The sequence below is a fragment of the Rahnella sp. JUb53 genome (assembly GCF_004346065.1).
GTDB lineage: Bacteria > Pseudomonadota > Gammaproteobacteria > Enterobacterales > Enterobacteriaceae > Rahnella > Rahnella variigena.
The window spans coordinates 121,060-135,462 of sequence record NZ_SLYT01000011.1 but is presented as its reverse complement, the minus strand read 5'-3'; the positions used below and the strand labels follow the sequence as shown (position 1 = coordinate 135,462).

The 14,403-nt window shown below is 54.7% G+C and carries 12 protein-coding genes; 8 read left to right on the top strand and 4 right to left on the bottom strand.

What is annotated here, in order from left to right; genetic code table 11:
* The first annotated feature begins 1 nt into the window (after position 1).
* Together EC840_RS21530 and gntR are read left to right on the top strand one after the other, a co-directional pair.
* A complete protein-coding gene (locus EC840_RS21530) occupies positions 2–919 on the top strand; it encodes a LacI family DNA-binding transcriptional regulator (RefSeq protein WP_132967001.1) in 918 nt (305 codons plus the stop codon).
* A gap of 106 nt (positions 920–1,025) precedes the next feature.
* Positions 1,026–2,021 carry a gluconate operon transcriptional repressor GntR gene (gene gntR / locus EC840_RS21525; RefSeq protein ID WP_112289207.1) on the top strand — a complete coding sequence of 332 codons (996 nt, stop codon included), beginning with the start codon at positions 1,026–1,028 and terminating at the stop codon, positions 2,019–2,021.
* A gap of 146 nt (positions 2,022–2,167) precedes the next feature.
* Here gntR and EC840_RS21520 read toward each other — a convergent pair whose 3' ends face one another.
* Positions 2,168–2,683 carry a gluconokinase gene (locus EC840_RS21520; protein WP_113877232.1) on the bottom strand — a complete coding sequence of 172 codons (516 nt, stop codon included), beginning with the start codon at positions 2,681–2,683 and terminating at the stop codon, positions 2,168–2,170.
* Positions 2,684–2,930: 247 nt separating this feature from the next.
* Between EC840_RS21520 and gntT the strand changes: the two genes are divergently transcribed.
* Positions 2,931–4,247 (top strand): gluconate transporter, encoded by a 1,317-nt coding sequence (gene gntT, locus EC840_RS21515; protein ID WP_112289197.1) that lies wholly within the window; start codon positions 2,931–2,933, stop codon positions 4,245–4,247.
* A 57-nt stretch (positions 4,248–4,304) separates the two neighbouring features.
* Here the strand turns inward: gntT and nadS are convergent, their stop codons facing one another.
* The 3 genes from nadS to EC840_RS21500 all read right to left on the bottom strand — a co-directional run bounded on the left by nadS (position 4,305) and on the right by EC840_RS21500 (position 5,655).
* A complete protein-coding gene (gene nadS / locus EC840_RS21510; RefSeq protein WP_129637682.1) occupies positions 4,305–4,595 on the bottom strand; it encodes a NadS family protein in 291 nt (96 codons plus the stop codon).
* Between the two features lie 15 nt (positions 4,596–4,610).
* Positions 4,611–4,934, bottom strand: a complete 324-nt coding sequence (locus tag EC840_RS21505) for a hypothetical protein (protein WP_112289195.1) — start codon at positions 4,932–4,934, stop codon at positions 4,611–4,613.
* A gap of 127 nt (positions 4,935–5,061) precedes the next feature.
* Complete coding sequence (locus EC840_RS21500; protein WP_095923864.1) at positions 5,062–5,655, bottom strand: YhgN family NAAT transporter; 594 nt, start codon at positions 5,653–5,655, stop codon at positions 5,062–5,064.
* A gap of 210 nt (positions 5,656–5,865) precedes the next feature.
* On the opposite strand from EC840_RS21500, the gene asd reads away from it, so the two are divergent.
* From asd to glgA, 5 genes are all read left to right on the top strand, one after another.
* On the top strand, positions 5,866–6,969 hold the full coding sequence (gene asd / locus EC840_RS21495) for an aspartate-semialdehyde dehydrogenase (RefSeq protein ID WP_132966999.1): 1,104 nt from the start codon (positions 5,866–5,868) through the stop codon (positions 6,967–6,969).
* A 412-nt stretch (positions 6,970–7,381) separates the two neighbouring features.
* On the top strand, positions 7,382–9,565 hold the full coding sequence (gene glgB, locus EC840_RS21490; RefSeq protein WP_129637681.1) for a 1,4-alpha-glucan branching protein GlgB: 2,184 nt from the start codon (positions 7,382–7,384) through the stop codon (positions 9,563–9,565).
* A complete protein-coding gene (glgX, locus tag EC840_RS21485; protein WP_132966997.1) occupies positions 9,565–11,589 on the top strand; it encodes a glycogen debranching protein GlgX in 2,025 nt (674 codons plus the stop codon). The genes glgB and glgX overlap by 1 nt, the downstream gene beginning before the upstream one ends.
* Positions 11,590–11,606: 17 nt before the next feature.
* Positions 11,607–12,884, top strand: a complete 1,278-nt coding sequence (glgC, locus tag EC840_RS21480) for a glucose-1-phosphate adenylyltransferase (protein WP_113877226.1) — start codon at positions 11,607–11,609, stop codon at positions 12,882–12,884.
* 71 nt (positions 12,885–12,955) lie between these two features.
* Positions 12,956–14,392 carry a glycogen synthase GlgA gene (gene glgA, locus EC840_RS21475; protein WP_112289190.1) on the top strand — a complete coding sequence of 479 codons (1,437 nt, stop codon included), beginning with the start codon at positions 12,956–12,958 and terminating at the stop codon, positions 14,390–14,392.
* The last annotated feature ends 11 nt before the right edge of the window (positions 14,393–14,403 follow it).

Genomic DNA, 14,403 nt, shown 5'->3' with positions numbered 1-14,403 from the left:
CATGGCAAACATTAACGACGTTTCGCGGCTGGCGAAGGTGTCGAAAGCGACGGTGTCCCGTGTTTTGAGTGGCAGCCGCGGTGTCAAAGAGGAAAGCCGCCTGGCCGTAATGCAGGCGGTGGAAACGCTGCAATATAAACCGAGCGTGATTGCGCAGTCGCTGTCCACGCAATCTACCGGCTGTATCGGCGTGATTTGTGCGACGGAAAACATTAACCAGTCCACCGGTTATCTGCACGCGCTGGAAAAAGAGCTGCGGCTGAATCAGAAGTATTTGCTGCTGCGGTTTGCCACCGACGCAGCAAGCCTTACGCATTCCGTGGACGAAATCGGGCGCGGTCTGTGCGATGCAATGATTGTGATTGGCGCGCGATTTGCGTTGCCGGTATTGCCTGAAAACGTCATCACCATTGACTGTCTGGACGCGGATTCAGCGCGCAGTATTCATTTTGACCGCAGCTTTGCGGCTGAAACCGCCTGCCAGTATGTGCTCAAACAAGGGCGCAGGCAGATTGCGCTGATCAATCCGGAGAGTCATGAAACTGCCGGGCAAATTTTGCAGGGATATCACCTCGCGCTGGAGAAATTCCTGCTGCCTTATGACCGGCGGCTGGTACACAGCGGCGGACAGGCATTGTCGCAACTGCTGGCGCAAAACGTGCCGTTCAACGCGCTGCTGGTGCCGGACGATGCCACCGCGCAGGATGCACTCCGTCAGCTTGCACAGCACGGGCGTGCCGTGCCTGAAAATGTGATGGTATTCAGCCTCGACAGCACGCTGCCGCCGGGTGTTTCTGCCGTTCCGGCAATTGCCTATCCGCTGGAAACACTGGCACAACGTGCGATGGCGTTACTGACCGGCCAGTTCTCCGCCAGTCTCAGCGCACCGGTTCGCGGCCAGCTTTCGTTACCTTCCTGACAAACCTCTCATGTCGCGCAGCAACGGATATCCGCCTGCGCGATTGTTTGCTAACATCACGCTCTGATCCCTTAACCTTTTCAGCGGCACCATCTCATTGATGAATATCAAGAAAAAAAGACCCGTACTCCAGGATGTTGCCGACAAGGTGGGCGTCACCAAAATGACGGTCAGCCGTTATTTGCGCAATCCTGAACAGGTTTCCGGTGCGTTGCAGGAAAAGATTTCTGCGGCGCTCGACGAGCTGGGTTACATCCCCAACCGCGCACCGGATATTCTTTCCAATGCGAAAAGCCGCGCCATCGGCGTGCTGCTGCCGTCGCTGACCAACCAGGTGTTCGCGGAAGTGCTGCGCGGCATCGAAAGCGTGACCGATATTCACGGCTACCAGACCATGCTGGCGCACTACGGCTACAGCCAGGAGCGCGAAGAACAGCGTCTGACCTCACTGCTTTCCTACAATATCGACGGGCTGATTTTGTCCGAACGCCATCACACGGCACGAACGCTGAAGATGATTGAAGTGGCCGGTATTCCGGTGGTGGAAATGATGGATTGCGTGTCGCCGTGCGTCGATCTGGCGGTCGGATTTAACAACTTCGAAGCCGCCCGACAAATGACCCAGCAAATTATCGCCCGTGGCCATCGGCATGTGGTGTATTTCGGCGCACGTCAGGATGAACGTACGATTATCAAACAGCAAGGTTACGAGCAGGCGATGCGCGAATCCGGGCTGGAGCCTTACAGCGTGATGACCAGCCGCTCCTCGAGTTACAGCGCGGGCGCGGAATTACTGCGTCAGGCGCAAAAAGACTGGCCGAAAATCGACAGTATTTTCTGCACCAACGATGACCTGGCGGCGGGCGCATTTTTTGAATGTCAGCGTCAGGGGCTGAAAATCCCGTCACAAATGGCGATTGCCGGTTTCCACGGTCACAACATGGGGCAGGCAATGGAACCGCCGCTGGCCAGCGTACTCACGCCGCGCGAAAGAATGGGGCAGATTTCCGCCGAACGCCTGCTGGCGAGATTACGCGGCGAAGAAGTGGTGCCGAGGATGGTGGATGTGGGGTTTACGATATCTGCGGGTGGAAGTATCTGATTTGCATGAGCCTGGTTTACTTGCCACTTTGAATCCGGGTGGTGCTCGTCCTCCTCACGTACTACGTGTACGCTCCGGGGCCTGCGCTCCATCCGAATCCAAATTGGCTGCGCCACCGGCGGCTCACCTGTGGCTTTTTTAAAGTCTTACTTCTGTACCGTCTTCAAAGCTGCAATACAACGATCCACCACACCCTCGAATTTATGATCGATATTCACGCGCAACACATCCGGTTCGTCTTCGCCCGGTTCTTCGAGCGCATCGAACTGGCTGCGCAGTAAATCGGTCGGCATAAAGTGTCCGGCGCGGGCTTTCAGGCGGTCGGCAATCACGTCAAAACTGCCTTTCATGTAGATGAACACCATGCCTTCGTTGTCTTTACGCAGCGCGTCGCGGTAGCGGCGTTTCAGCGCAGAACAGACAATAATGCCGGTTTCATTTTTATGGCGCAGGCTGTAAGCCGCGTCATTCAGGCGCAATAACCACGGCGCACGATCGTCGTCGTTGAGTGGCGTACCGCTGGCCATTTTCTGAATATTGGCGCGGGGATGAAGATCATCGCCGTCGATAAATTTCGCGTTAATTTCACGGGCCAGTGCCGCGCCGACGGTGGATTTACCGCTGCCTGACACGCCCATCAGAATGATGCTTTGTCCTGCCATAAGTATGATCTCTATCCCAAAATGAACATTTTGACTGCGTAGTGAGTCCTAATATTAGCATGTTACCGGTATCATGATACCGGTAACAAATGGAGATGTGACTAATATCACAAAGGAATGCACTGCTGTTTTAGCGGTCGCGGTCTGTACCCGTTGCACTGTTAATTCCTACAACATGTTGAAAATTAAAAACAATGCGTCACCCGGTTTTTAGCCATACCGCAGTGACAGCATGAGGGGAAAGAATATGCCATTAGTTATTGTAGCGGTGGGTGTCGCACTGCTGTTGTTACTTATGATCCGATTTAAGCTTAATGGCTTCATTGCACTGATCCTGGTCGCGCTGGCGGTGGGTATCATGCAGGGAATGCCGGTCGACAAAGTCATCACGTCGATCAAAAACGGGGTAGGCGGCACGCTCGGCAGTCTGGCGCTGATCATGGGCTTCGGTGCCATGCTCGGTAAAATGCTGGCGGATTGCGGCGGTGCGCAGCGCATCGCGACCACGCTTATCGAAAAGTTTGGCCGTGAACACATTCAGTGGGCGATTGTACTGACCGGTTTCATCGTCGGTTTTGCGCTGTTCTATGAAGTTGGCTTCGTGCTGATGCTGCCACTGGTATTTACCGTGGCGGCGGCGGCGCGTCTGCCACTGCTGTATGTCGGTGTGCCGATGGCGGCTGCATTGTCCGTAACGCACGGTTTCCTGCCTCCGCACCCTGGCCCGACAGCGATTGCCACGATTTTCCATGCGGATATGGGCAAAACCCTGTTGTATGGCTCACTGCTGGCGGTGCCGACGGTCATTCTGGCGGGTCCGGTTTATGCGCGTTTCCTGAAAGGGATCGACAAACCGGTTCCGGAAGGCCTGTTTAACCCGAAAACCTTCACGGAAGAAGAGATGCCGGGCTTTGGTGTCAGCGTCGCGACGTCCCTGGTGCCGGTTATTCTGATGGCATTCCGCGCCGTCTGCGAAATGATCTTGCCGAAAGGCCATCCGGTACTGGCTTACGCTGAGTTCTTCGGCGATCCGGTAATGGCCACGCTGATTGCGGTACTCATCGCTATCTTCACCTTCGGCCTGAACCGTGGTCGTAAGATGGATGAAGTGATGGCAACCGTCAGCGATTCCATCAAAATCATCGCCATGATGTTGTTAATCATCGGCGGTGGCGGTGCGTTCAAACAGGTACTGGTGGACAGCGGGATTGAAAAATACATCGCCGCCCTGATGCACGGCAGCAACCTGTCGCCAATCCTGCTGGCGTGGTCAATTGCCGCCGTGCTGCGTATCGCACTGGGTTCTGCCACCGTTGCTGCGATTACCGCGGGCGGCATTGCTGCGCCACTGATCGCGACGACTGGTGTCAGTCCTGAACTGATGGTGATCGCCGTTGGTTCCGGCAGCGTGATTTTCTCACACGTCAACGATCCGGGTTTCTGGCTGTTCAAGGAGTACTTCAACCTGAGCATTGTCGAAACCTTCAAATCCTGGTCGGTGCTGGAAACCATCATCTCCCTGTGTGGTCTGGGCGGATGCCTGTTGCTGTCGATGGTCGTCTGACGACAGATTGTTAGCATAAAAAAGGCGAGCCATGTGGCTCGCCTTTTTTACATCATTTTAAATTGTTTTAAGCGTCTGGATAATTTGCGGATTCAGTTCCAGCATTTTCAACAGCTTCAATGCTGCGCCATTTGGCAAACGCTTTTGTTGTTCCCATGCCTGCACCAGCGAGGGAGAAACACCAAGCAGCCGGGCGAACTCATCCTGTTTAACACCTGCTTTTGTGCGAATTTGTTTTACTTCAGGCATGGAAATACGCGTGATATGTGCAGGTGCCATCTCACCTTTACGGATCGCGACCATTTCTTCAGCGGATTGTCGCAATTCTTCAAAGAATTCTTTCGTCATGGTCTATCTCCTGTGTCACGACAGACTTCGTACAATGTTTTTCAAAATCGATTTTTCGCTTTCCGTCAGAGAATCTTTCTCACTCTTGGGATAAACCAGCAGCATGTAAATCTGACCATCAGCGCACAGGTAATAATAAATCGCCCGCACACCTGCACTTTTCCCCCGACGATGGTTCCCCCAGCGGACTTTTCTGCAACCGCCCGTCCCGACGATCAAAGCCCCTGCATCGGGATAATGCGTGAGGTATTCCTGAAACTGGCGATATTCCTCCTCAGTCAGCAGCTCTTTGCATTTGCGGCTAAAAGTCGGGGTTTCGATAAACTCCAGATATTCCATATGACTCATTCCATGACTCAAGATGGCAGGATAATACTCTCACAGGGTAAGAGTTCAACGCGAGGTTTTTCTCGTCAGAAACGAAAAAGGCGAGCCATGTGGCTCGCCTTTTTCGTTTCTGCTGTCGCTAAATCTTCAAATACGCCCTGATCCCATCGAGGAACATCTGCGTCGAGAGCATGACCAGAATCAGGCCCATCAGGCGTTCGAGGGCGCTGACGCCTTTGTCGCCGAGCAGTCGCAGGAACAAATTCGACAGCAGAAGAATGGCCATCGACAGGCCCCAGGCGATGAACAGGGCCAGCGTTAAGTGGCTCATCTGATTCGGATACTGGTGCGAAAGCAGCATCAGCGTGGCGAGAATCGACGGACCGGCCACCAGCGGGATCGCCATCGGCACGAGGAAGGGTTCTTCACCGGCAGGCAGGCCGCTGCTGCTTTTCTCTTCCGACGGGAAAATCATTTTGATGGCAATCAGGAACAGAATGATCCCGCCGGAAATCGACACAGTTTCTGTGCGCAGATTCAGGAACGACAGGATTTTTTCACCGGCGAACAGGAAAATCAGCATCAGGATAAGCGCGATCAGCATTTCGCGGATCAGCACCACCCGGCGACGTTTCGGGTCGAGATGTTTTAAGACCGACATAAAAATCGGTAAGTTGCCCAGCGGATCCATAATTAAAAACAGCAAAATGGTTGCTGAAATCATTTCGGTCATAACTACCTCAGAAAAAATGCCTGTTATAAGGTGCGCTGCTATTAAAGGCTGCACTATTGATTAAATTCACTTGCCACTTCTACTACATTTTGTAAGGTGGTAGACCCGCGCGTTAACGGGGCACAGTGCATCAAAACAGGCACTCGCTTGGTGCAAACGCGCGTTCAGGCTGTTTTAAGCAGTTATCACCCTCAGGGCAGGACAGATATTATGAAAAATGTAGGTTTCGTTGGCTGGCGTGGAATGGTTGGTTCTGTACTCATGCAACGCATGATTGAAGAACGCGATTTCGACGCTATCCGTCCGGTATTCTTCTCCACCTCTCAGCACGGTCAGGCCGCGCCTTCTTTCACGGGTCAGTCTGGGACCTTGCAGGATGCCTATGATCTGGACGCACTGAGTGCGCTGGACATTATTATCACCTGTCAGGGCGGCGATTATACCAATGAAATCTATCCTAAGCTGCGTGAAATCGGTTGGTCCGGCTACTGGATTGACGCAGCTTCCTCTCTGAGAATGGAAGATGACGCGATAATCATCCTCGACCCGGTCAACAGCGCCGTGATCCATCAGGGTATCGACAAAGGCATCAAAACCTTTGTGGGCGGTAACTGTACCGTCAGCCTGATGCTGATGTCGCTCGGCGGCCTGTTCGCCAATGACCTGATCGAATGGGCATCTGTCGCCACCTATCAGGCGGCATCCGGCGGCGGTGCGCGTCACATGCGTGAACTGCTGACCCAGATGGGCATGCTGCATAACAGCGTGGCGAAAGAGCTGGAAAACCCGGCATCGGCCATTCTGGATATCGAACGTAACGTCACTGCGCTGACCCGCAGCGGCACATTGCCGACCGATAACTTCGGTGTTCCGCTGGCAGGCGGTCTGATCCCGTGGATCGATAAACAGCTCGATAACGGCCAGACCAAAGAAGAATGGAAAGGTCAGGCGGAAACCAACAAAATTCTCGGCACTTCCAGCATTATTCCGGTGGATGGCCTGTGTGTCCGTATCGGCGCGCTGCGCTGCCACAGCCAGGCATTCACCCTGAAGCTGAGAAAAGACGTGTCGATTCCAGAAATCGAACAGATGCTGGCATCGCACAATGATTGGGTTCGCGTGATCCCGAATGACCGTGAACTGTCGATGCGCGAACTGACCCCAGCGGCGGTAACCGGCACCATGAACACGCCGGTTGGCCGTCTGCGTAAACTGAATATGGGGCCGCAATATCTGTCTGCGTTCACCGTCGGTGACCAGCTGCTGTGGGGCGCGGCAGAACCTTTACGCCGTATGCTGCGCATCCTTTTGTAAGGTGAAAACTGCCCTGTTTTCTTTGTAAATATTTCCCCCGCGGGACACCAGCACGGTGTCCCGTTTTTATTTCAGCCTTCAATAACTTCCGCCGTTTCTCTCCCCGTCCGCAGCGCTTTTTACTGTATTTTTCTTTTTCAAAAATTTGTCCATTTTTGAACTCCTTAACGCCCTGCCTTTTTTAATCTTTGTCTATGCTTAGTAGAAGAGCTCTGCCTTTTTGAGAAGCGGAATTAGAGACTTATTTGGAAATTGTGAACACAGGCGCACTGGCGCATTTTTTGGCAAAACTGAAGTACCGCCAGATCACAATGCAACGATAAAAAGGGGAGCACACTTAACTTACGGTCGTATTGAATATCTGAATGATTTTATTTGATTTATTGATTTAATTAATCATAGGACGAAATGCATGTCTGTACTTCCCGATCAGCACGTCATTAATCAAATTATATCTGGCCACTACGCTGATCCTTTTTCTCTTTTGGGAATGCATTCTGTCGCTGCCGGGCTGGAAGTACGTGCCCTGTTGCCGGATGCCGATCAGGTCTGGGTTATTGATGTAGAAAAAGGCAAGCAGGTGGCAGAACTGCGCCGTTATGACGAGCGCGGTTTCTTTGTCGGCCTGATCCCACGTCGTAAAAATGCGTTCCGTTACAAGCTGGAAGTCCGCTGGGGCGAGGATCGCCATGTGATTGACGACCCGTACCGGTTCGGCACGTTGTTGCAGGAGCTGGATATCTGGCTGCTGGCAGAAGGTACGCATCTGCGGCCGTATGAGAAACTCGGTGCGCATCCGCAAACGCTGGACGATGTCGAAGGCGTCAGTTTCGCGGTCTGGGCACCGAACGCCACGCGGATTTCCGTGGTGGGTGAATTCAACTTCTGGGATGGCCGCCGTCACCCGATGCGTCAGCGCCGTGAAAACGGCATCTGGGAATTATTCATTCCTGCCGTCCGCGAAGGTCAGCTGTATAAATTCGAAATTATCGACTGCCGTGGCAATGTCAGTCTGCGTGCCGATCCTTATGCCTTTGAGGCGCAGATGCGTCCGGACACCGCCTCGTGCGTGCGTAAATTACCGGATGTTGTGCCGCATTCAGAAAGCAGAAAGAAAGCGAATGCGCTGAATCAGCCCGTTTCTGTCTATGAAGTGCATCTGGGTTCCTGGCGTCGTCATACCGATGATAATTTCTGGCTCAGCTATGGCGAGCTGGCCGAGCAGTTAGTGTCCTACGCTAAATGGATGGGCTTCACGCATATCGAACTGATGCCGGTCAACGAGCATCCGTTCGATGGTAGCTGGGGTTATCAGCCGCTGGGTATGTACGCGCCGACCCGTCGTTTCGGCACGCCGATGGAGTTCAAAGCCTTTATCGATGCCGCGCATAACGCCGGTCTGAATGTGATCCTCGACTGGGTGCCGGGGCATTTCCCGAGCGATACCTACGGGCTGGCGCAGTTCGACGGCACCGCGCTGTACGAATATGCCGATCCGCGTGAAGGTTATCATCAGGACTGGAACACGCTGATTTATAACTATGGCCGCCACGAAGTCCGTAACTATCTGGCCGGAAATGGTTTTTACTGGATTGAACGCTTCGGCATTGACGGTCTGCGCGTAGATGCCGTGGCGTCGATGATTTACCGCGATTACAGCCGTAAAGCGGGCGAGTGGATCCCCAATTATTACGGTGGCCGCGAAAACCTCGAAGCCATTTCTTTCCTGAAATACACCAACCATACGATTGGCAAGGAACTCGGCGGCGCAGTGACGCTGGCCGAAGAATCGACTGATTATCCGGGCGTCACCATGCCGCCGGATGCTAACGGACTGGGCTTCCATTACAAATGGAATCTGGGCTGGATGCACGACTCGCTGACGTATATGCAGCTCGATCCGGTTCACCGCAAATACCACCACAATCTCATGACGTTCGGCGTACTTTACGCCTACAGCGAGAACTTCATGCTGCCGCTTTCGCACGATGAAGTGGTACACGGTAAAAAATCCCTGCTGGATAAAATGCCCGGCGACGTCTGGCAGAAGTTTGCCAACCTGCGCGCTTATTACGGCTTTATGTGGGCACATCCGGGCAAAAAACTGCTGTTTATGGGCGGTGAATTTGCGCAGGGGCGCGAGTGGAATTTCGACGCCAGCCTCGACTGGCATCTGCTGGACGACGCGACCGGCTGGCACAGCGGCGTGCAGCATCTGGTGCGCGACCTGAATCTGACGTATCAGGCCAACGCACCGCTGTATGAACTGGATTACAACCCGCGTGGCTTTGAATGGCTGGTGGTTGATGACCATGAAAACTCTATTTTCGCCTTCGCGCGTCGCGATGAAAACGGCGGTGAAATCATCGTTATCAGCAATTTCACGCCGGTGCCACGTGAGCACTATCGCATCGGCATTAGCCGCCCTGGCCGTTACCGTGAAATTCTTAACACCGATTCGCATTTCTACCGTGGCAGCAATGTCGGCAACGGCTGCGACGTTTACAGCGAAAACACCGGTCATCATCAGCGTGAACATTCCATCAGCGTAACGATCCCGCCGCTGGCGACGGTCTATTTGCGAAGGGAGGCGTAATGAAACAGCTCGCGGCTGGTCAGCCCGCGCCTTTTGGTGCGCATCTCAGAGATAACGGCGTCAATTTTTGCCTGTACTCCGCGCATGCGGAGAAAGTGGAATTATGTCTTTTTGATGAGACCGGCAGCGAGCAGCATCTGCCTTTACCGGGGCGCACCGGCAATCTGTGGCACGGTTTTCTGCCCGACGCCAAAGCCGGACAGCGTTACGGTTACCGCGTTTACGGGCCGTTTGACCCGAAAAATGGCCATCGTTTTAACCCAAAAAAAGTGCTGATTGATCCCAGTGCACGGGCCGTTGACGGTGTGCTGCATGACAATGTGCGCTTTACCGGCGGCACTGACGCACCGGACGATAAAGACAGCGCCGTGGTCGCGCCGAAATCTGTCGTCGTCGCCGGGAATTTCGACTGGGGCGATGATAAACCGCCCGCAAAACCCTGGGGCGAAACGGTGATTTACGAGGCGCATGTACGCGGTCTGACCCGTCAGCACCCACGTATTCCGGCGGCGGTTCGCGGCACCTATGCCGGACTGGCGCATCCGGTCATGCTCGAATATTTACAGCATCTGGGCGTGACGGCGATTGAGCTTTTGCCGGTTCAACACCATGCCGATGAGCCGCGTTTGCAAAAACTGGGGCTGAGTAATTACTGGGGCTACAACGTGCTGGCGCCGTGCGCCGTGGACCCGCGTTATGCCAGCGGACAGGGCGGTGTGTCAGCGCTGAATGAGTTTAAATCGGCGGTTAAAGCCCTGCATCAGGCCGGTATCGAAGTGATCCTCGACGTGGTGTTCAATCACAGTGCTGAACTGGATATCGACGGGCCATTTATCTCGTTTAGGGGCATCGACAATGCCAGTTATTACTGGCTTAACGAAGACGGTTCCGACAACAACATGACCGGCTGCGGCAACACGCTGCGTCTGATGGATGATGAAGTCATCGCCTGGACTCTCGACTGTCTGAATTACTGGGTGCGTGAGTGTCACGTCGATGGCTTCCGTTTTGATTTAGCCACCGTTCTTGGCAGAACGCCGGAGTTCAGCCCGCAATCGCCGCTGTTCAACGCCATTAAGCAGGATGTCGTTCTCTCGCAGGTCAAACTGATTGCAGAGCCCTGGGATATCGGCACCGGCGGCTATCAGCTCGGCAATTTCCCGCCCCCGTTTGCTGAATGGAGCGATATCTGGCGCGACGATATGCGTCAGTTCTGGCTGCACGGCGATATTTCTCTCGGCCAGTTTGCCGGACGTCTGGCGGCCTCCGCCGACAAATTCAATCCCGCACAGCGCGAACCCTGGGCCAGCGTAAATATGCTGACGGCACACGACGGTTTCACGCTGCGCGATCTCGTGAGTTTTAACCAGAAACACAACCAGGCTAACGGTGAAGAAAACCGCGACGGCCACAACGAAAATTTCAGCCAAAACCACGGCGAAGAAGGGCTGGAGGCGTCTGCACACGTTCTGCAACAGCGCCGTCTCAGTCAGCGTGCTTTGCTGGCGACGCTGTTTCTGTCACAGGGCACGCCGATGTTGCTGGCCGGTGACGAGCAGGGTAACAGCCAGTCGGGCAACAACAACGCCTATTGTCAGGACAATCCTCTGACCTGGCTCGACTGGGAAAATGCCGATGAAAGCCTGACGGCCTATACCTCTGCGCTGATTGCGTTGCGCCGGAAAATTCCGGCACTGACGCAAAACCGCTGGTGGCAGGAAGGCAGTGAAGATGTGCAATGGCTGAATCAACAGGGGCAACCGATGAGCCCCGGCGACTGGGAACAGGGGCCGCAGCAATGGCTGCAAATCTGTCTGTCTCAGCGCTGGTTGCTTATCGTCAATGCTTCGCTGCACGAGGTTGATTTGCAACTGCCGCCGGGAAACTGGCAGCCGGTTGCGCCGTTCAACAGCGTGCTTTTTGATGAGGAACCCCGGCGTGTCATGGAAGGCTCGCAATGGCGGGCAGCAGCAAAAACCCTCTGTGTCCTACAAGATTTCACTCCACAGAGCCGGTCATTATAAAAACAAAGGAGTCAGATATGGCGACATTAGACAACCGGGACCCGGTCATGCTGGCACGACAGTTGCCGCTGAAATCCGTGGCGTTAATCCTTGCCGGGGGACGTGGTTCAAGACTGAAAGATTTGACCGCAACCCGGGCAAAACCCGCCGTCCACTTTGGCGGGAAATTCCGCATCATTGATTTTGCCCTGTCGAATTGCCTGAACTCCGGCATTCGCCGCATCGGTGTCATTACGCAATATCAGTCGCATACGCTGGTTCAGCATATTCAGCGCGGATGGTCTTTCTTCAATGAAGAAATGAACGAGTTCGTGGATTTACTGCCCGCGCAGCAACGCCACAGCACCGAGCACTGGTACAAAGGCACCGCCGATGCGGTGTATCAGAATCTGGATATTATCCGCCGCTATAACGCCGAATTTGTGGTGATCCTGGCGGGCGATCATATCTACAAAATGGACTACTCGCGGATGCTGATCGACCACGTGCAGAAGGGCGGTGAATGTACCGTCGCCTGCCTGGAAGTGCCCCGAGCTGAGGCCAGCGAGTTTGGTGTTATCGGCGTCACTGAGGATTATCACATCACCAGTTTCGTCGAAAAACCGAAAGACCCGCCAGCGATGCCCGGCAATCCCGATATGGCGCTGGCGAGCATGGGCATCTACATTTTTAATGCGGACTATCTGTTTCGTATGCTCGAAGAAGACATGGCCAGTGAGGAATCCAGCCATGATTTCGGCAAAGACCTGATCCCGAAACTGACCCGTCAGGGCGTTGCCCGTGCGCATCCGTTCGGACTTTCCTGCGTAACGCAAAACGATGACGCGCCGCCGTACTGGCGTGATGTCGGCACGCTCGATGCCTACTGGCGCGCTAATCTGGATCTGGCGTCAGTCACGCCGGAGCTGGATATGTACGATCGCGACTGGCCGATCCGCACGCACATGGAGCCATTACCACCGGCCAAATTTGTGCAGGATCGCTCAGGCAGCCACGGCATGACCATGAACTCGCTGGTGGCTGGCGGCGTGATTGTCTCCGGTTCAGTGGTGGTGCATTCGGTGCTGTTCCCGCGGGTACGCGTTAACTCTTTCTGCAACATTGATTCGACGATTATTTTGCCGGATGTGAACGTGGGGCGTTCATGCCGCTTACGTAAATGCGTCATCGACCGCGCCTGTCAGATCCCCGAAGGCATGGTGATTGGCGAGAACGCGGATGAAGACAGCCGCCGGTTCTATCGTTCCGAAGGCGGCGTGGTGCTGGTCACGCGCGCGATGCTGGCGAAACTATAAACAGATATTAGAAAGCACGACTTTTCGTCATCCCGGTATTGCCGGGATGACCGGGATAATCAGGAGCGCGAATGCAGGTTTTACATGTTTGTTCCGAGCTGTTTCCGCTGTTAAAAACGGGCGGCCTTGCTGACGTCGCCGGTGCACTGCCCGCCGCTCAGATTGCGGAGGGCGCAGATGTCCGCGTGCTCATTCCAGGTTTTCCTGATGTCAAAAAAGGACTGGGAGAAACGCAGGTCATCGGCACGCTGGCGACCTTTGCCGGGCATGTCACCCTTTCACTGGGTTACTTTGATGGCGTGGGTATTTATGTGATTGATGTGCCCGGTTTGTACGATCGCCCCGGCAGTCCGTATCACGATCAATCGTCTTTTGCCTACCCGGATAACCATCTGCGCTTTGCGTTGCTGAGCTGGATGGCCTGCGAGCTGGCACTGAATTTTGACCCGCACTGGAAGCCGGATATCGTCCATTCTCACGACTGGCACGCCGGGCTGTGTTCCGCCTATATCCGCGCCCGTAACGCGCCGGTACGTACCGTGTTTACGGTGCATAATCTGGCGTTTCAGGGGCTGTTCTTCGCGCATCATCTCGATGAACTTTATATCCCGCGCGAATTCTTCCAGATGCACGGGCTGGAATTCTACGGCCAGATTTCTTTCCTGAAAGCCGGTCTGTTCTATTCCGATCACGTGACCACTGTCAGCCCGACCTACGCCAAAGAAATTACCCGGCCGGAGTTTGGTTACGGCATGGAATCGCTGCTGCTGGAGCGTGAAATGCAGGGGCGCCTGACCGGTATTCTTAACGGCGTTGATGAAGCCATCTGGCAGCCGCGCGACGACGTGCTGCTGTCGGCGCGTTACGACGCTGATGATTTGCGATCCAAAGCGGTCAACAAAGCCTATCTGCAACGGGCGATGGGGCTGGATGTGGATGATTCGCGTCTGGTGTTTGCAGTCGTCAGCCGCCTGACCAGCCAGAAAGGACTGGATCTGGTGCTTGAAGCCTTGCCGGATTTACTCGAACGCGGCGGACAGCTGGCGCTGTTAGGCGCGGGTGACGCAGTGTTGCAACAGGCATTCCTGGCGGCAGCGGCGGACAATCCGGGGCAGGTCGGCGTGCAGCTCGGTTATCACGAAGCGTTTTCCCACCGCATCATCGGCGGCGCGGACGTCATCATGGTGCCGAGCCGTTTCGAGCCGTGCGGATTAACCCAACTTTACGGACTCAAATATGGCACCTTGCCGCTGGTACGTCGTACCGGCGGGCTGGCCGACACGGTGGTCGATTGTGCGCTGGAAAATCTGGCCGACGGAACTGCCAGTGGTTTTGTGTTTGAAGAAGCAACGGGGAAATCGCTCGGAAATGCGATCCGCCGCGCATTTGTTTTGTGGAGCCGTCCTAAGCACTGGCGACACGTACAACAACACGCCATGGGTATTGATTTTGGCTGGAAGGTGGCTGCACAGGAATATCTCACCCTGTATAACCGCCTGATGTCCTGACCCCTGAACGC